Origin of the sequence: Exiguobacterium sp. SH3S1 (genome assembly GCF_004337105.1) — a bacterium.
Classification (GTDB): domain Bacteria; phylum Bacillota; class Bacilli; order Exiguobacteriales; family Exiguobacteriaceae; genus Exiguobacterium; species Exiguobacterium aurantiacum_A.
In genome coordinates this window covers 1-19,277 of record NZ_SJUW01000006.1, presented here as the reverse complement: position 1 = coordinate 19,277, position 19,277 = coordinate 1, and the positions used below count along the sequence as shown (strand labels likewise).

Below are 19,277 nucleotides of genomic sequence, written 5' to 3'. Positions count from 1 at the left end.
ACTTATGGGGAGGCAACATGATGGGGAATAAAAAAGAAGAACAGTTGAAACAACATACGATCGACAATGAACAAGCAGCAGGACTGACGACGAACCAAGGACTGAAGATGGCGGAGGATGAGTTCTCGCTCAAAGCGGGACTTCGGGGACCAACGCTCATCGAAGATTTCCACTTCCGTGAAAAAATGACGCACTTTGACCATGAACGGATTCCGGAACGGATCGTTCACGCGCGCGGCGTCGGTGCCCACGGTGAATTCCAAGTATACGAATCGCTCGCCGACTATACGAAAGCGGATTTCCTGAACGATCCTGCGAAAGTGACGCCTGTCTTCGTCCGCTTCTCGACGGTGCAAGGTTCGCGCGGATCCGGCGACACGGTCCGTGACGTCCGTGGATTTGCGACGAAGTTTTATACGGACGAAGGCAACTACGACCTCGTCGGGAACAACATTCCGGTCTTCTTCATCCAAGACGCGATCAAGTTCCCCGACCTCGTCCATGCCGTGAAACCGGAACCGCATACAGAAGTCCCGCAAGGCGGGAGTGCCCACGATACGTTTTGGGACTTCGTCGGGCAAAACCATGAGACGGCCCATATGGTCATGTGGGCGATGAGCGACCGCGGGATCCCGCGCAGCCTTCGCATGATGGAAGGGTTCGGCGTTCACACGTTCCGACTCGTCAACAAGGAAGGGAAAGCCCATTTCGTCAAGTTCCATTGGAAACCGAAGCTCGGTGTCCACTCGCAAGTGTGGGACGAGGCGCAAAAGGCCGTCGGGAAAAACGCCGACTTCCACCGCGTCGACTTGTATGAGGCGATCGATAAAGGCGACTACCCGGAATGGGAACTCGGTCTGCAGATGATCCCAGTCGAAGACGAGTTCAAGTTCGACTTCGACATCCTCGATCCGACCAAACTGTGGCCGGAAGAAGAGATCCCGGTCAAACTTGTCGGGAAGATGACGCTCAACCGGAACGTCGATAACTTCTTCGCCGAAACCGAACAGGTCGCATTCCATCCAGGGCATATCGTTCCCGGTATCGACTTCTCGAACGACCCGCTCCTGCAAGGGCGCTTGTTCTCCTACACAGATACACAGCTGTCACGTCTCGGCGGACCGAACTTCCATCAGATCCCGATCAACAAACCGGTCTGTCCGTTCCATAACAATCAACGCGACGGCATGCATCAAATGTCGGTCCATAAAGGCCAGACGAGCTACCATAAAAACGCGCTCAACAACAATCAGCCAGCACCGGTGCCGGTCGACCAAGGTGGATTTGAGCATTACCAAGAGAAAGTCGATGGTCACAAAGTCCGTGGCCGCAGCGACAGCTTCCTCGACTTCTACTCACAAGCCAAAATGTTCTACAACAGCATGACCCCGGTCGAACAGAAGCACATTCAAGACGCCTGCAGCTTTGAGCTCGGCAAGTGTGAATCGGACATGGTGAAAGAAAACGCCGTCGACTTGTTGAACCGGATCGACCGTCACCTCGCCTCGGTCGTCGCCGACAACTTAGGCGTCGCACTGCCTGCCGAGAACAACGAAGTCGTCTCGGACAAAACATCGCCTGCCCTCAGCATGGCGAACACGATCTCGAAACCGGATACGAAGAGCGTCGCCGTCCTTCTCGCCGGTGATGTCGATGCCGCGCAAGTGAAGGCGTGGGTCCAAGCGCTCGCCGACAAAAAAGTGAACTATAGCCTCGTCGGGAAGAAATCGTACACGCTCGGTGACCTCAAAGTGAAAGAGACGTACGATACGGTCGACTCGAGCCTGTTCGACGCCGCTTTCCTCATCAGCGCCGCGAGTTCGGTCGAAGACGACGTCCTCGAGTTTATCGAGAACACGTATAAACACTTCAAGCCGCTCGCTTTGCACTTACACGATGATTCAGTGCTCGATCAGTGCCGCGTCAAGACGGACCAACCTGGCGTCTACACGTTCAAACAGCACAGTCTCGACGGATTCGACACGTTCATCGACGGGATTGCCAAAGCCCGGTTCTGGGACCGCGCTTGACGATTCACGAACGGAAGGACTCAACTCGGTATTTTCGAGTCGAGTCCTTTTTTGTCCACCCTTCTTTTCCACGCCTGCAAACGTTATACTAGGTGGGGTATAAGTTGATGGAGGAGGAATCGTGTCATGCGAAATAAGATTGATTCATATGTGACCGACACCGAGCAACAACGCCGTCTGTATAAACGGACGTTGTTCGTCGTCGTGCTGTCTCAAATTTTCGGGGGTGCCGGCCTCGCCGCAGGCATAACCGTCGGGGCGCTCCTCGCCCGCGACCTGCTCGGGACCGATGCGTATGCGGGTGTCCCGACGGCGCTGTTCACGCTCGGCTCTGCCGGCGCCGCGTTTCTGATCGGGATGATATCGCAACGGGTCGGACGCCGGGTCGGACTCGCGACCGGGTTCTTGACGGGATCCCTCGGTGCGTTCGGTGTCATCTTTGCCGCCGCGTTCGAGAGCGTACCGCTCTTGTTCGTGTCGCTCCTTATTTACGGAGCCGGGACGGCGAGTAACCTCCAGGCCCGTTACGCCGGAACGGATTTGGCGAATGCGACCGAACGGGCGACCGCGGTCAGTATCGCCATGGTATCGACGACGTTCGGTGCCGTCGCCGGACCGAACTTGGTCGAACCGATGGGGCGGGTTGCTGACGCCATCGGCATCCCGACGCTTTCTGGTCCGTTTTTACTCGCGGGAGCCGCCTACTTCGTGGCCGGTCTCATCTTGATCGTGTTTTTGAACCCTGACCCGCTCCTCGTCGCCCGAGCCATCGAATCGAAACGGAAGCAATCGACAGACGCGACGCAACGTCAACCCGAAGAAGTCCACTCTCGTCTTGGCGTGTACGTCGGTGCTTTCGTCATGGTGCTCAGCCAAATCGTCATGGTCGCCATCATGACGATGACACCTGTCCACATGCGGCAGCACGGCCATGAACTGAGCGCGGTCGGTCTCGTCATCGGCTTCCATATCGGTGCGATGTATTTACCCTCGCTCGTGACCGGCGTGCTCGTCGACAAAGTCGGCCGTGAAATCATGGCCATCGCTTCCGGGGTGACGTTATTCTTCGCAGGCGTCGTCGCGGCGTTCGCACCGGCCGACTCGCTGTTCTTGTTGATCATCGGTCTCGTCTTGCTCGGTGTCGGTTGGAACTTTGGTCTCATCAGTGGGACGGCCATCTTGGTCGATGCGACGACACCCGAGACGAGAGCGAAGACGCAAGGATCGGTCGACGTCTGGATCGCCTTGTCCGGCGCCTCGGGCGGCATGCTGTCCGGTATCATCGCCTCCCAGTCGAGCTATTTGACGCTATCACTGCTCGGTGGGATCGTTTCACTCGTTCTCGTACCGATCGTCCTCTGGTACCGCCGCCACTTGATCTAATGAAAAACCGATCCGCTCACGCGAATCGGTTTTTCGTGCACAATGCGTCGTCTCTGACAAGCTCTCATCAATTTGCTATACTCCTTTAGTTATGTTTACTAACTATTTAGGTTCAAACAAATAAGGAGGCCTCATCGCCGATGCAATTGACCGCACAAAAATTATGGACGAAAGACTTCCTCATCATCTCGCTCGTCAACTTCTTCTTGACGCTCATCTTTTTCCTGCTCATGGTAACGATCGGTGTCCACGCCGTTTCGACGTACGGCGCGACGACAAGTGAGGCCGGTCTCGTGACCGGGATCTTCATCATCGGTACGCTCGTCGGCCGGCTGTTCATCGGACGATTGATCGATTCGATCGGACGGCGCAAGACGCTGTTGATCGGGCTGACCTTCTTCACGGCCACGATCCTGCTCTATTTCGTCGACCTCGGCGTCGGCTTCCTACTGTTCAGCCGCTTCGTGCACGGTCTCGGCATGGGTTTATCGAGCACAGCGACCGGCACGATCGTCGCACAGATCATTCCCGGAGCGAGAAAAGGTGAAGGTATCGGGTACTACAGCATGAGCTCGACGCTCGCCACCGCCATCGGCCCGTTCGTCGGCTTGCTGATGAGCCAATATACGAGTTTCTCGACCATCTTTATCGCTTGTCTCGTCGTCGGCGTCGTCAGTTTAGTGAGCGCCTTGTTCGTCACCGTTCCCGAGGCCGACAATCCGGAAATCGTTCGCGGGTTGTCACTTAAGGCGTTCGTCGAGCCGAAGGCGTTACCGATCGCGCTCATCATCGTGATCGCCGCGCTCAGCTTTTCGAGCGTCTTGTCTTACATCAACTTTTACGCGACCGAACTCGACCTCGTCGAAGCGGCGAGCGTCTTCTTCCTCGTCTATTCGATTTCCGTCCTGTTGTCGCGCCCGATCACGGGACGGCTCATGGACGCGCGTGGCGCCAACGTCGTCATGTATCCGGCCATCTTCATCTTCGCGGTCGGGCTGCTCGTCCTTAGCCAAGCGACGAGCGCTTTGGGCCTTTTACTCGCCGGCGCGTTGATCGGGCTCGGCTTCGGCAATATCCAGTCCGGTACACAGGCCATCGCCGTCAAGGCGGCCTCACCTGGACGGATGGGGATGGCGACGTCGACGTTCTTCATCGCCCTCGACGCCGGGCTCGGTTTCGGTCCCTACTTCATCGGGCTACTCATCCCGCTGACCGGTTTCTCTACCATCTATCTGTTGCTCGCCGGGGTCGTCGCCTTCACGATTTTCTTGTATTACGTGATGAACGGCCGCCAAGAACGGGACCGTCTCAAACAAGCTGCCTGACAGGACTTTCACAGTCCTGTCTTTTTTGGAATGTTCACACATCTTTTTATGAATGTTGTAATATAAGAATGACGTGTCAAAAATTCGACTGAAATGAGGGACATTATGCGCGCCGACCAGACGATCCAACACCATTCTTCCATCCTGCTCCAGACGTTCGACAAAATCTCGGATTTTGTGTTCTTCATGGAAGTGGACGGTTCCACCTATCGCTATGTATTTGTGAACGAGCCGGGGAAGCAGGCCATCGGTTGGACAGACGCTGACGTCGGAAAGTGTGTCGGCGACATGGTTCCGGCCGAGACAGCCGCACTCATCACCCACCATTATGACGAGGCGATTCGCGCACGAAAGAGCATCGTCTATGAAGACTGCCGCCTCGCTGATTCGTTCTACTCAGAAACACTCGAGTACCAAGATGTGATCTTGTTGCCGCTTCATTATTTCGAGTCGGAAGTGACGCCGGTATTTGACGAATCCGGTGCCTGCACCCACGTCATCTCGGTCGTTCGGGAAGTGACGGAGCGGAAACGGCGTGAGCTCGAGCTATCGATTTTACGTGACCAGCATGAGTCGTTGCGCCGCTACTCGCCCCACGGCATTTTCGTGCTCGACCCCGAACTTCGGGTCAAGTCGATCAATCCTGCCGTCACAAACATCACCGGCTATTGCGAGGCCGACTTCATCAACCGTTCGTTCCTCGACTGGCTGCCGGACTCGGAACAACCGCTCGTCTGCGAAGGACTCCAGTTCGCCTTATCCGGAAAGCCCCACAAGTACGGGGTCACGGCGCATCAAAAGACGGGTGAAGCGCTCGACCTCGCCGTCTTGAACATCCCGATCGAGATCGGCGGCAACATCACCGGCCTGTTCGCCATCATCATCGACCATACGCCGGAGAAGACCGCCGAACGAGCTTTACAAGAGAGCGAACGACGCTATCGCCAGCTCATCGAGACGATTCCAGAAGGGATCATCGTCCATAAAGACGGCCTGATTTTATATGCGAACGCCGTGGCGTTAGAGACGATCGGGGAGACGTATATCGAGAGCGAATCCATCTTTACATATATCGCTGCCGAATACCATGAGGCGACGAGGAAACGCCTTTCTGCCTTGCAGCTCGGTGATCCTGTCCAAGACACGGAAATCGTCCTTGTCACGCCGTCCGGTCAGCACTTACACATAGATATCGGCAGTCTATTGATTGATTATGAAGGGGCGACCGCTGTGATGACCGTCCTGCGTGATATGACCGAGAAACGAGAGATGGAACGGGCGTTACGCCAAAGTGAGACCCAGTACCGGCTGATCACGGAAAACATGAGTGACCTCGTCTGTATCCTCGAGCGCGACGGCCGTGTCCGCTACGCCTCGCCGTCCCACCAGAGCGTCCTCGGCTATGCGCCTGCGGTTTACGAAGGTAAGAATACGCTCGACTTCATCCACCCGGAAGACGTCACGCCGACGAGACAACAGCTCAAAGCGATGATGGCTGGCAGTGAGCCGCTCACTCTCGAGTTTCGTCACCTCCACCACGATGGCAGATGGATTTGGCTCGAGACGAAAATTCAGGCTATCTATGAAGAAGCGACGTTGCTGCACTATTTAACGGTCACCCGTGAGATCATGCAGCGTAAAGTACTCGAGAAACAACTAAAACACTTAGCCTACCACGATACGCTGACCGAGCTCCCGAACCGCCGTTACTTCTTGGCTTACTTAGAAGAGGCACTCTCGAGGGTCGAAGAGGACGGCGAGGAGCTGGCCATCCTCTCGCTCGATATCGATCATTTCAAACAGATCAACGACACGCTCGGACATGACGTCGGTGACGAGCTGCTGCGACAGTTCTCACTCCGTCTCACCCAGGCGCTACGGAAACAAGACGTGATCGCCCGCTTCGGCGGCGACGAGTTCTCTGTATTGATCCGCTATACCGATTTGTCAGCACCTGACCGGGTCGCCGACAAGCTGATCGCTTCGCTCCAGCACCCGTGGCAGATCGAAGGCCACACGTTCGTCACGACGTCGAGTGTCGGTGTCGCTCGTTACCAATCAGGCATGACAAAGAAACGATTGCTCAAGCAAGCCGATCTCGCACTTTATGAAGCCAAGTCGAACGGCCGCAACCGATATGTGATGTTTCAAGACCGCTGACTAGCGGTCTTTTTTCACGTGAAACATTAACACTCTTAACCTAAACACGAACATTAAGACTATAAATAACGTTATTGTATTGAAAATATACATTTTTTTCGCTACATCCCTTTGACTTTCATCAAAAAATGCGTTACATTACCGAATGGGCGAAGTATTTCTAGACAACTCAATTAAAATGTTCGTAAATAGGGGTGCAAACGATGGATAAAGTGTTTGATTATGAAGATATTCAATTGATTCCGGCAAAATGTGTCGTCGATAGTCGGTCAGAATGTGACGCGAGCGTCACGCTCGGCGGCCTCACGTTCCGCCTTCCGGTCGTCCCGGCGAACATGCAGACGATCATCGATGAGAAGGTGGCGCTCTCGCTCGCTGAGAACGGCTACTTCTACATCATGCATCGGTTCAATCCGGAAACGCGGCTACGATTCATCGAAGACATGCACGGACGTGGCCTGTACGCGTCAATCAGTGTCGGCGTGAAAGAAGACGAGTATCGGTTCGTCGAACAGCTCGCCGAAGCGGGACATACACCAGAATTCATCACGATCGACATCGCACACGGTCATTCGAACGCGGTCATCCGGATGATCCAACACATCAAACAGCATCTTCCGGGCTCGTTCGTCATCGCCGGGAACGTCGGGACACCGGAAGCGGTCCGTGAGCTCGAGCATGCCGGGGCGGACGCGACGAAAGTCGGCATCGGACCGGGCAAAGTGTGCATCACGAAAATCAAGACCGGCTTCGGGACAGGCGGTTGGCAACTCGCCGCGCTCCGCTGGTGTGCCAAGGCGGCGACGAAACCGACCATCGCGGATGGGGGCATCCGCACGCACGGCGACATCGCCAAATCGGTCCGTTTCGGGGCGTCGATGGTCATGATCGGCTCACTGTTCGCCGGTCACGACGAGTCTCCGGGGGAGACGTTCGAGCAGGACGGGAAACTGCTCAAAGAATACTTCGGGTCGGCTTCTGAATTCCAAAAAGGGGAACGGAAAAACGTCGAAGGCAAGAAAGTGTTCGTCGAGCACAAAGGGGCGCTTCAAGACACGTTGACCGAGATGGAGCAAGACCTCCAGTCGGCCATCTCATACTCGGGTGGGAACAATCTCGACGCGTTACGTACCGTCGATTACGTCATGGTGAAAAACTCAATCTTCAACGGGGATAAAGTGTACTGAAAAAGGCGACTCGCGCGAGTCGCCTTTTTCATGCATCGGTCAAACGTTTCGTCATCATGTAGTAGTCAGAGCCCGGGGGATAGTCGCGGAGGACACCGGCCACCTCGTAGCCGAAACGTTCATAAAACGCTTTCGCCTGAAACGAAAATGTCGTCAGCTTTACTTGCGTGGCTCCGAGTGCGCGGGCATGGCGCTCACCTTCCTCAAGGAGTCGTGTCCCAATCCGCTCACCGGCATGGTTGGAGTCGACCCATAACCGGTCAAGGTCGAACCAGCCCCAGTAGACGCTACCGAACAGTCCGGCTATCACTTGACCGTCACGCTCCACTTTCAACTGGACGACCGGGACGTCGGCATTGCGGATCGCCCGGTGATGCGCTGAATGAACATCGTTGAACGCACGCAACCGACTCGTCAAAAACTGTTGGAACGCCTCGTCGTCTTCACTGATGTGGATGATGTCCATCACGCTTCACCACCTGACCCGTTCACAAAAAACGTGATCAGTTCTTGCTCTTCTTCGTCAACCAGACGACCGGTCAATCGTTCGTATTGAGCCGTTATCAACTCTTTATTTCCCGGGAAATCGAGACTGATTTGCGCTAGAATCCGTAACGTATCACGGTCTTTCTCATACTCTGCCCGCGTCGCCACTTGACCGTGCGACCAGACGTACGCCCCGGCCTCGAACGTGTCGAGGACGCTCAACAACCGTAGCGTCTCCCCGGCCGTCATCCGCCAAGACGGGGCATACAAGTTCGCATATAGCGCGTCCCCTAAAAACAGCACTTTCTCTTCCGGGATATAGGCGACGACCGCGTCGGCCGTATGATCGCCCCCGACGTGTTTCAACAAGACGTGGACGCCACCGAGGTCGAGCGTCAATGTGTCGTCGAACGTCACGGTCGGTAGGACGACTTGCATCGAGCGAGTGTCCCCGAACTCGAGCCGGATCGCCTCCGCACAAAAGGCGATCTCGATGCCGCTCTCGACGCGTTCATCGAGCGACTCGTCGTCCCAGTTGTATGGCATGAGACGCTCCATCCGCGCTTTCGTCGCCCTACTTGCGACCGAGACGGTATCTGGTAACGCCGACAGACCGAAGATGTGGTCCCAGTGCCAGTGCGTCAACGCGACGAGCGAGGGACGGCTGATCCCCCGCTCGGCCAAGGCGTCTAAAAATAAGTTCGCGTGGGCCTCGGAATTGCCCGCATCGATCATGAGCGTATGGGTGTCCCCGACGACCGCGCCGATGATCGGCCGGTCCGTCTCACTAACGGGCGTCATATACCAAAAGCGTTCTGAGTAGCGTTTTAACGTCTGCATGAGCCCCCTCCTTTCTTTCACTTGTTTTCTTGATACGAATCATAAATATAGTAGCCGTCCCCGCCACCGTTTTTAGCGATATACATCGCCGCATCCGAGTGATGGATGAGCGTGTCGAGGGAAGACAAACTAGCATCAGAATATGCGACACCAATACTGGCCGAGAGATGTAGTGCCAATCCGTCCCCGACCATGATTTCCCGGGAAATCACGGTCGATAGTTGGTCAAAAACGGCTTCTTCAAGCGATTCCGGACCTGTCTCGATGACAATCAAAAACTCATCCCCGGCAAACCGGTACGCTTTCCCTGCATGCATGTGACTGAACGATCCGATACGTTTCGCCACTTCGACGAGCACTTCATCGCCGACGAGATGACCGTGCGTATCGTTGATTCGCTTGAAATCATCCAAATCGATGAACAGGAGCGCCACCGGCCGTTTCCGATTCATCGTCTGTCTCAAGTCCGTCATGAGCGAGTGACGGTTCGGCAATTTAGTCAGCCCGTCTTTTGTGATGAGCTCGATCACTTCCTGATGTTTACGTTCTCGGCGAATCTCGTTCTCCATCCAACGGGTCACGAGTAAGATCGTGTCCGTCATCTCGTGGATTGCCACCGCATCGGCGACATCGTTTAAACTGCCCTGCTCCGCCAGGAAGACGACCCATCCGAACGTCTTGCCTTCGTTTGATAACGGCAAGCTGATCATCGATGCGAATTCGACCCCTTCGAGGACGAGCTCCGAACGTTTCAATTTTTGATGCCCGACCGTCGTCAGCGCATGAACGTGCTGCAGGCGCTCGTCCGTCCAATCGATCCAGGCATCCCCATCGGCGGACAGGACGCGCTGGCGTGATTCTGTCGAGAAGATGACGGCATGCGAATAACCGATCCACTCCCTGAGCACTTCTTGGATTCGCTTCAGCTTGTCAGCAAACGGGGCTTGGATGGCCGTCACCTCGTACAGCGACTCGAGTGTCTGTTGACGCCGCTCTTGAGCACGTGCCTGTTCGGTCAATTCGATTTCGGCCATCACCCAACGCGCAAAATCTTCAAGCGTCTGCACCGCCTCATGCTCGAACGAGCGGGGCACTCCGTCGGTGACGCAGAGCGTTCCGATGACGTGTCCGCTTCTCGTCATAAGCGGCACACCCGCATAAAAGCCGATCCCTTCGAGCAACGGATTTTCACTCAACGCCTCCGCGGTTTTGACGTCTTCGATCACGAGTGGTCCCCGGCCGGTCACGACGCGGTCACATAGCGTCCATTTCCGATCGATGTGGGGACTTTCGAGATCGGTGCCTTGGCACGATTTGATCCACTGCCGGTCCGTTGTCAGGATCGAGATGAGCGCGATCGGCATCCCGAGCGTCTTCGCGACGAGTCGGCTGATGCGATCGTACCGTTCTTCCCGCGGGGTATCTAAAATTTCGAGCCGAAGGATTGTTTTCAATCGCTCGGCCTCCGTCTCATCGAACCGCACCTCTAACTTGGACCGGTCCGAGCCGTCTAACCGCAGCGCCTCGTATTGACAGACGAGTGTCTCAAGTGCCGGCTCGAGGTTAGAGAGCGAGAGCGGCCGGCTGAAGAAATAGCCTTGCACGTCGTCGCATCCGAGCCGCTGGATCGCGCGGTACTGCGCTTCCGTCTCGACGCCTTCCGCCGTGACTGCTAAGTTCAATTTTTTAGCGAGTGCGACGATCAGTTTGACGATCTCATATTCTTTTAATCCGTTGTCTTTATCGAGCTGACTGATGAACGACCGGTCGATCTTGATGCCGTCGATGTCGAACATCTTCAAATAGTTGAGTGACGAATAGCTGACGCCGAAGTCATCAATCAAGATGCGGAATCCCACCGCCTTCAAGTAGTCGACTGTCTGGATCCCGATGAGCGGTTCCTGCATGAGCGTATGTTCCGTGATCTCGAACTCGAACTGATCAGCTGAGAGACCATACGTTTTAAGAAGCGGGATCAGGTTGCTTTGGACGTAGTCTTGACGGAACAAGACCGGGGACAAGTTGACCGCGACACGGCGGCCGTTGAACAGCCCGGGTCGATCGCTCAAATCGCGGCAGACGCGTTCGAACACGAACTCAGTGATGTCCTCGATCAACAGTGACTGCTCCGCAATTTTGATGAATGTTTCAGGTGAAATGTTTCCGAGCACGGTGTTCTTCCAGCGGACGAGCGCCTCGAAATGGACGGCGCCATTCCGACAGTCTACTTTCGGCTGATAGACGACGCCGAGTTCGCCTGCCTTCAATCCTTTGTGAAGTTCCATCTCAATCGTCATCTCGTCGATGTAATGCTGCATATAATCGTCTTTCTCATACACTTTAATCATCTGTTTACCGGCTTGCCTTGCTTCGAGCAACGCCGTCGACGCGTTCATGATCACTTGGTCGGCGTCTTCACTGCCAGAACTGATACCGAGACAGCCGGACAGGGTGAACTCGGTCTCGGCGACATGGTATGTGTAATCCGCGATCGTCGCCAGTAAACGTTCCCCGTGCATGTATGCCGTCTCGATCGAGGTATGCGGCAGTACGGCGATGAAATCTTCCCCGTCGACGCGACCGATGATTGAGCCTTTCGGCAGCAAGTCAGATAAGTGACGGGTCATCTCTTTGATTAAACGTTGCGATCGCTCCACCCCTTGGAGCGACAGGATGATCTTAAAACGGTTGATATGGAAGCGCATGACGCTCGTCGCTTCCTCACGCTCTCGTTTGGCGAACAGTTTTTCAAGCTCGAGCTTCACTTTCATCAAGTTCGGCATGCCCGTCAAATAATCGATGTTCTCGATGCTGCTGAGTAGCTTCATCTCCGCATCTTCCGACAAATCGGTCGTCAAACCGAGAACGTAGCGCACTTCTCCAGTGTCGTCCTCGAGCGGCATGAGCATGGATGAGGCGAAGCGTGCGGTGTTGGCTTCTATGTTCATCTTTGACATGAAATAGACTGGCTCACGAGACGAAACGACCACATCATAGTGCAAAATCAACTCGTTCGCGACGTCCGGGGCATACATCTCGTGCAAATAGCGACCGCTCACATCGTCCGGAAGCGACGACGCGCGCTTCCCTTGCTCACTGACACGGACGTAACGATACCCTTTCGGCGTCACTTCCATCAAAAAGACCATTCGATACAAGCGAACGAATACATCAAACAAATAATGTGGATCGGCCTTCATCTGTTGCATACTTTACCTCCATACAATCTCCATTTCTTTTAGTTTAGAACTTTTACGCCGACTTGTTCATAAAACCGTTCAAAAAAAGGGAAAGTATTTTTGGAAATAGCTAAAAAAATCGGGTATAGGTAAATGAGTTTAGATGAAAAGTGAGGTGAACCGTACAGTTGCTTGGATCCCAACATGCTCCTTCCCGTCACGAGAAGGAGCATTTAGTCAGAGGAGTTCTTTCGCGAGCAGACGGTAGACGTTCAACCGCTGTGCTTGCGTATGTTGGATACTGCAAATCATCGCCTCGCCAAATCCGTACTGCACGGACTCGTCCTGCAATTGCGCCGCGATCTGTTTTGGCGTCCCGACGAGATGGATGGCACGGTTGTTGGCGATGTGGATCTTGTCGACTTCGGTGAGCGGGTAATCGTTGGCCGCTTCCGGGCTGAGCAATTGACGCAGCTGCCCTCTCATCAGGAATAGGCGTGACAAGTCGGACGGACGCGCCAAATATTCCGCCTCTTCCTCCGTTTCGGCCGTCGTCACGAGATACGTGACATTGATTTCAGGCTTCTCCATGAACGCGGACGGTGTGAAGTGATGCCGGTACGTGTCGAGCGTGTCTTTGCTCAGTTCCCCGTTAAAAAATTGGGCGAACGAGTAGCCGACGCCCATGCGCCCGGCTTGGACGGCGCTGTTGCCGCTCGAGCCGAGCAGCCAAGCCTCAGGGAGCGTCACCCCGGTCGGTGCGGCCGGCGTCGTTTTGTACCACCGTTCTTCCGGCGTCTCATCGTTGATCAACTGGAGTGTCGTCTGTAATTTCTCATACAGTCCGTCCATCATCGGCTTCTGTCCTTGCGACATCGCGTAAATGGCGTTGGCGTCGCCGCCCGGGGCCCGGCCGACCCCAAAGTCGATTCGACCTGGTGCAAGTGCGCTCAGCGTCTTGAACACTTCAGCCATCTTGAGCGGCGAATAGTGCATCATCATGATGCCACCCGACCCGAGACGAATTCGTTCCGTCTTCGCGGCGATATAGGCCGCGATGACTTCCGGGGCCGAACTCGCGAACGACATGCCGCCGTGATGTTCAGCCATCCACATCCGGTAATACCCTAGCTCCTCTGCCACTTGGGCGAGTTCGACGGCGCTCTGTAATGCATGTTCTGACGTATGACCGGACGTCACCGGCGCTTGATCGAGGACGCTTAATCTCATCGTTATCATCCACTCCTTATAGTATATATGTTGAACATCTCGAATTTGTAAGACTCGCCGTCATCATACTAAAGTCGACTTGACAATACGAATAGTCCGCTCATCGTGACGCTGTCTTTTTTCAGAAAATTACAACGGATTGTTGCTAGGCACGTAACCCCTTCTTTATAATGAACGAGAAGATGCGATTCCTTCATAGCAAATCACGAAACGCATGATGGGGACATGCGGGTGATATGCGCCAACTACTATTTCGGGGAAATGGGGTAACTAACATGAATCAAACACCAAACAAGCCTGGCCAAGACGGAACGTCGTTCACGACCAACGATTTTTTGAAGTTTTTGATTCCATCTTTAATCGGACTCATGTTTTTCATCGTGCCGATTCCGACCGATGACGGATTCACGATCCCAGTCGCCTTCTTGTCGAACCAATTGATCGGTTTGATCGGCGGTGTCGTCCCGACACTCGCCGTCATCATGATGGGCATCTCGGTGCTCGGGTCACTTTGGACATATCTAGCCAAACCGGCGTTCGTCCTTGAGCGGCCACACTTCAATTCACTGTTCAACGTCACACCGTTCTGGTTCGGGATGCGGGTCGTCGGTCTGATCGCCGGGGTGATGACGTTGCTCGTGATCGGGCCGGAGATGATCACATCCGAGTTTACGGGTGGCCTATTGCTGTATGATTTGATTCCGATTTTGTTCGCGACGTTCTTATTTGCCGGCATGTTGCTACCGCTCCTGTTGAACTTCGGACTGCTCGAGTTCGTCGGGACGATGCTCACCAAAGTGATGCGCCCGCTCTTCAAACTGCCGGGCCGGGCCTCGCTCGACTCGCTCGCATCTTGGGTCGGTGACGCGACGATCGGGATTCTGTTGACGACGAAACAATATGAGAACGGCTACTACACAAAACGAGAGGCCGCCGTCATCGCCACGACGTTCTCGGTCGTCTCGATCACGTTCACAATCGTCATCTTGTCGTATATGGAGCTCGATGCTTACTTCTTACAATATTATGGCGCCATCGTCGTGTCAGGTATCGTCGCAGCGCTCATCATGCCACGGATTTATCCGTTGTCGAAAAAAGCCGACACCCCATATGAAGAGACCGAGTTGAAACCGGAAGAGCCGGTACCGGCCAACGTCTCGATGCCGAAATGGGCACTCCGTCAAGCGTTGCTCAAGTCACGCTCAAGCAAGAGCTTCGTTGCCACGTTGAAAGACGGTTTCCAAAACGTGCTCGACATGTGGCTCGGTATTTTGCCGATCGTCATGGCCGTCGGGACGATCGCGCTCATCACTGCTGAGTACACGCCGCTATTTACGATTCTCGGTAAACCGTTTGAACCGATTTTGATGCTGTTGCAAGTGCCGGAGGCGGAAGCCGCCGCTCAGACGATGGTCGTCGGTTTCGCCGACATGTTCTTGCCGGCCGTGCTCGGCAGCGGTATCGAGAGCGAGATGACACGGTTCATCATCGCCACTGTATCGGTCACGCAGCTCATCTTCATGTCGGAAGTCGGGGGACTGCTCCTCGGGTCGAAACTTCCGATTTCATTCTTCGACCTCGTCCTCATCTTCTTGCTCCGGACGTTCATCACGCTCCCGATCGTCGTCGGGATCGCCCACTTGGTATTTTGACGACAGAACGCCTCTTCTCATATTTCCCTGAGAAGAGGCGTTGTTTGTATAATGGAGAAAAGGGAGGGGTGCGCCATGGAACATCATTACGAAGGACAGCTCGAGATTGCGAAAAAAAGCTATGCCGGCATCATCGACCCGGAAGCGTATGTGAACGACCGCTATCATGGACATTGGACGGTGAAATCTAAGCAACGGGTCGACGGGGTCCCGGCGTTGCTTCAAAAAGCGTTCAACGGTGGGAAGAATAATTGTACCCTCACATCGATGACGGCCATTTTCCGTTATTACCATGACCACGGCTATCCCAACATCCCTGACGACGTGTTTCAACTCCAACAAGACGCGCGCGAGATCGCCCTCGCCCATCAGTTCAAAGACGAGAAAGGGACACCGCCGACACGAATCAGTGCGATCATCACAAAACTCTGGTCCCGTTATGGCTATGCTGGGCACGGGAGTTCCCGCTATTTATGGAAGTGGTCGACGTTCGAACGGGAACTGGCCGCCGGTCGACCGTTCATTTTGAACATGGCGAACGGATTTTATAAAAATCATTCCGTTACGGGAATCGGCTATATGATCTTTAAAAAGCCCGGCTTCCCGGACGTCGTCTTGCTCGAGGTGCTCGATAATCGCTCACAGAATATCCGTTATATCGACTTCAACGAGTTCAACTTTTGGGGCAGCATCACCCGCGTCCTTCCTCCTAGCGGACAGTAATTGTGATCCCCCCTCTAAATGCGGTATAGTGAAGTATCATTTCATAAGGACGTGTAACCATGCGTATTAACAAATTTATTAGTGAATCCGGCAAGGCGTCCCGCCGCCAAGCCGATCGTCTCGTCGAAGAAGGGCGGGTCACGATCAACGGGAAGAAAGCGAAAATCGGGGACCAAGTAAACCCAGGTGACGAAGTACTCGTCAACGGTTCAGCCGCCCGCGTCGCCCGCAACAACGTCTACATCGCTGTTCACAAGCCGGTCGGCGTCACGAGCACGACGGAGAAGAAAGTCAAAGGCAACCTCGTCGACCTCGTCAACCACCCGCTCCGCATCTTCAACATCGGCCGGCTCGATAAAGACTCAGAAGGGCTCATCTTGATGACGAACGATGGCGACATCGTCAACGAAATTCTTCGCGCCGAGGGCGAGCACGAGAAGGAATACATTGTCTCGGTCGACAAGCCGATCACACCAGAGTTCGTCGAACAGATGGAAGCGGGCGTCAAAATCCTCGGCCAGAAGACGTTACCGTGTAAAGTTCATCCGCTGTCGAAGTTCGACTTCAACATCACGCTCACGCAAGGACTGAACCGCCAGATCCGCCGTATGTGTGAGACGCTCGGTTACGAGGTATACCGCCTTCAACGCGTGCGCGTCATGAACATCACGCTCGGCAAGCTCCCGCCCGGACAATGGCGCGACCTATCGAAAAAAGAGCGCGAGCAGTTGTTCCGCGAATTGAATTACGAACCGAAAGAGTGGTACTAAAACAAGCCCAGACGCTTTTGTCTGGGCTTGTAAGCGTTCATAGAGAAAGACAATCGTTTCTCTAGTTCCGACGATCTCATGTCGTTTAGGCGAAAAATAGTCAAACGTTCACCAAAACGGGAATAGTTCTATACAGATGATTTTGTAACGGAAAAGAGGTGAATCGTCATCAATGGCGCCTTGTTCCCCCGCACCTCGGTCGGCAAGTGGTCGATCATTCTCATTGGCTTGTTCCTCGCCATGTACGTGCCGTTCTTGTTGCTCGACAACTTCGACACGACGTTCACGTCAACGCTATGGAATGACAATGCCGCACACATGCTTCGGCTAAGCTACATGACCACGTTCTCCGCGCTTGGACTCGGGGCGTTCGTGACCGGCTGGTGGGCCATCTTGAAACAAAAAGAGTACGCCGTCCTCGTCTTCTTCGCGGCCGTTCTCGGTTCAGGATTGTTCGTCCTGCTCGTCATGGAACTTGTCGGGATTTTGGAGTAGCGAAAAAGTAGGGCCTCAGATGAGACCCTACTTTTATTTAGCCGTGACGCCCCCATCGACCGGGAGCTCGATGCCGGTGATATGGTTCGCCTCGTCTGACGCGAGGAACAAGACGGCTGCCGCCACCTCATGCGCCGTCCCTAAGTTCGGCAAGGCGACTTGATTCAAGAAATGCTGTTTATAGTCCGGATGCTCCATATGCGGCGCGCTCATCGGCGTGACGATATAGCCCGGGTGGACCGAGTTGACGCGAATGTTATGTTTGCCGTAATCGACGGCTGCTGCTTTCGTGAGCGAGCGGACCGCACCTTTCGATGCCGTATACGCTCCTGCTCCGGCCATACCGGTCAACGCCGAAATTGATGAGATGTTGACGATCGAGCCGCCGTAATTTTTCTCCATGAGCGGGATCGCATATTGTGTTCCGAGCATGACGCCATCGATGTTGATGCGATACGTCCGCGCCCAGTCGTCTTCTGTTTGCTGTAAAAATGGTTTAGCGAGCGCGATGCCAGCGTTGTTGACGAGAATGTCGAGCTTGCCGCACGTTGCTTGGACTTCTGCGTAAACCTTCTCCCAATCTGTACGTGATGTCACATCGTGTTGAATCGACAGCGCCTCCCCGTCCTGCGCTCGAATCGCCTCGACAACGCTCGTTACTGCTTCAAGATTGATGTCGGTCGCGACGACCGTCGCCCCTTCTTTTGCGAACAATTTCGCCGTCGCTTCTCCCATCCCACTGCCTGCACCTGTGATGACCGCAACTTTCCCCTTTAATCGCATTAAATTCTCTCCATTCTTAAATTATGATAGTCTAACTATCATAATAATAGACGAGGCACATTTGATTCTCAACGAAACTGCCTGAACACGTTATAATGACGAGACAACAAAGAGGTGATTAGATGAACAAACGACAACAAAATAAAGAAGATCGCTTGAATCACATCATCGATCAAGCTGAGACACTTTTTTTGAAAGACGGGTTTGAGCGCGTCCAAATGCAAGACATCGCCGACGCTGCAAACATCGGGGTGGCGACGCTGTTCCGCTATTTCCCGAAAAAAGACCAACTGATCGTCGCGGCCGCCGTCCATAACTTGACACCGACGCTGCATGTCTTCAAGGAATTGACGGCGCATCCCGGAGACGCCTATTCAAGACTAGAAGCAATACTCGATTATTTGCTTGGGCAACAACTGCGTCAGACGAGCCACTCCCGATTCCGTGAGGCGTTCGAGAGCTATGCCTCGTTCGTCGCCTCCCCGCTGCCGGGAATCGACGGCTATATCGAACTACAGCGCCAAATCATGGCGACGCTCGAGCCGCTCATCCAAGACGGGCGGACGGACGGGTCGTTCCGTCACGATATCGACGTGAAAGAGACGGTCATCACAGTCATCAACGCGTTCGGCACGTTCGGCAACAACATCATCTTGAAGTCGCACATCAGCTATTTAGAGAAAGATATCGACCCAATGATCCAACAACGTGTCTTGAAAGAGATGCTGCTCGCTTACGTGCGGGCATGACAAAAGCCCCTTCGCAGTTGAAGGAGGGCACTGAAAAACTTCAAATAATTTTGAGCAGAGGAGCGTCATCCCGGATGGGATGGCGCTCCTCTGCTTTCATTGCCCTTCGAGCCGCCCTGTCCGGCACGCCGCTTTCCTGGGGGCGGTCAGCGAGCCGCATCGCGACGATGTCGCTGCTGGGTCTCGCCTTGCCCGCTGTTCCCCCGGGAGTCGGCGTGCCCTCGGGGCGACGCTGTACGTCCTTGCCGTTTCGGACTAAACTGGCTATAACTACACATCCTGGAG

General features: G+C 54.5%; 15 protein-coding genes. 10 read left to right on the top strand and 5 right to left on the bottom strand.

The features are described 5' to 3' along the window. The first annotated feature begins 20 nt into the window (after positions 1-20). From EVJ26_RS08015 to guaC, 5 genes are all read left to right on the top strand, one after another. Complete coding sequence (locus EVJ26_RS08015; RefSeq protein ID WP_131470214.1) at positions 21-2,030, top strand: catalase; 2,010 nt, start codon at positions 21-23, stop codon at positions 2,028-2,030. A gap of 126 nt (positions 2,031-2,156) precedes the next feature. Continuing rightward, on the top strand, positions 2,157-3,413 hold the full coding sequence (locus tag EVJ26_RS08010) for an MFS transporter (protein WP_131470213.1): 1,257 nt from the start codon (positions 2,157-2,159) through the stop codon (positions 3,411-3,413). Positions 3,414-3,553: 140 nt separating this feature from the next. Beyond that, positions 3,554-4,738: an MFS transporter gene (locus EVJ26_RS08005; RefSeq protein ID WP_131470212.1), complete on the top strand. Its 1,185-nt coding sequence runs from the start codon at positions 3,554-3,556 to the stop codon at positions 4,736-4,738. Between the two features lie 105 nt (positions 4,739-4,843). Continuing rightward, a complete protein-coding gene (locus EVJ26_RS08000; RefSeq protein WP_131457871.1) occupies positions 4,844-6,898 on the top strand; it encodes a PAS domain S-box protein in 2,055 nt (684 codons plus the stop codon). 203 nt (positions 6,899-7,101) lie between these two features. Next, entirely contained in the window at positions 7,102-8,085 is a 984-nt protein-coding gene (gene guaC, locus EVJ26_RS07995; protein ID WP_131470211.1) for a GMP reductase, read from the top strand. A gap of 28 nt (positions 8,086-8,113) precedes the next feature. Here guaC and EVJ26_RS07990 read toward each other — a convergent pair whose 3' ends face one another. From EVJ26_RS07990 to EVJ26_RS07975, 4 genes are all read right to left on the bottom strand, one after another. Further along, positions 8,114-8,551, bottom strand: coding sequence for a GNAT family N-acetyltransferase (locus EVJ26_RS07990; RefSeq protein WP_236635533.1), 438 nt, complete (start codon positions 8,549-8,551; stop codon positions 8,114-8,116). Next, positions 8,551-9,411, bottom strand: coding sequence for an MBL fold metallo-hydrolase (locus EVJ26_RS07985; protein WP_131470209.1), 861 nt, complete (start codon positions 9,409-9,411; stop codon positions 8,551-8,553). The genes EVJ26_RS07990 and EVJ26_RS07985 overlap by 1 nt, the downstream gene beginning before the upstream one ends. Positions 9,412-9,428: 17 nt before the next feature. Further along, positions 9,429-12,620 carry an EAL domain-containing protein gene (locus EVJ26_RS07980; protein ID WP_131470208.1) on the bottom strand — a complete coding sequence of 1,064 codons (3,192 nt, stop codon included), beginning with the start codon at positions 12,618-12,620 and terminating at the stop codon, positions 9,429-9,431. A gap of 207 nt (positions 12,621-12,827) precedes the next feature. Continuing rightward, positions 12,828-13,820 (bottom strand): MsnO8 family LLM class oxidoreductase, encoded by a 993-nt coding sequence (locus EVJ26_RS07975; RefSeq protein WP_131470207.1) that lies wholly within the window; start codon positions 13,818-13,820, stop codon positions 12,828-12,830. Positions 13,821-14,095: 275 nt separating this feature from the next. On the opposite strand from EVJ26_RS07975, the gene EVJ26_RS07970 reads away from it, so the two are divergent. The 4 genes from EVJ26_RS07970 (at position 14,096) to EVJ26_RS07955 (ending at position 17,460) form a co-directional block, all read left to right on the top strand. Then, positions 14,096-15,472, top strand: coding sequence for a YjiH family protein (locus EVJ26_RS07970; RefSeq protein ID WP_131470206.1), 1,377 nt, complete (start codon positions 14,096-14,098; stop codon positions 15,470-15,472). 75 nt (positions 15,473-15,547) lie between these two features. Continuing rightward, positions 15,548-16,195, top strand: coding sequence for a C39 family peptidase (locus tag EVJ26_RS07965; RefSeq protein ID WP_131470205.1), 648 nt, complete (start codon positions 15,548-15,550; stop codon positions 16,193-16,195). A gap of 59 nt (positions 16,196-16,254) precedes the next feature. Further along, a complete protein-coding gene (gene rluF, locus EVJ26_RS07960; protein WP_071398733.1) occupies positions 16,255-16,965 on the top strand; it encodes a 23S rRNA pseudouridine(2604) synthase RluF in 711 nt (236 codons plus the stop codon). 180 nt (positions 16,966-17,145) lie between these two features. After that, the gene (locus EVJ26_RS07955; RefSeq protein ID WP_131470204.1) at positions 17,146-17,460 is read left to right on the top strand and encodes a hypothetical protein; all 315 of its coding nucleotides are present in this window, start codon (positions 17,146-17,148) and stop codon (positions 17,458-17,460) included. Between the two features lie 33 nt (positions 17,461-17,493). Here the strand turns inward: EVJ26_RS07955 and EVJ26_RS07950 are convergent, their stop codons facing one another. Continuing rightward, complete coding sequence (locus EVJ26_RS07950; RefSeq protein WP_131470203.1) at positions 17,494-18,243, bottom strand: SDR family NAD(P)-dependent oxidoreductase; 750 nt, start codon at positions 18,241-18,243, stop codon at positions 17,494-17,496. Between the two features lie 122 nt (positions 18,244-18,365). Here EVJ26_RS07950 and EVJ26_RS07945 point away from each other — a divergent pair, with 122 nt between their 5' ends. After that, entirely contained in the window at positions 18,366-18,992 is a 627-nt protein-coding gene (locus tag EVJ26_RS07945) for a TetR/AcrR family transcriptional regulator (RefSeq protein WP_131470202.1), read from the top strand. Positions 18,993-19,277: the final 285 nt, after the last annotated feature.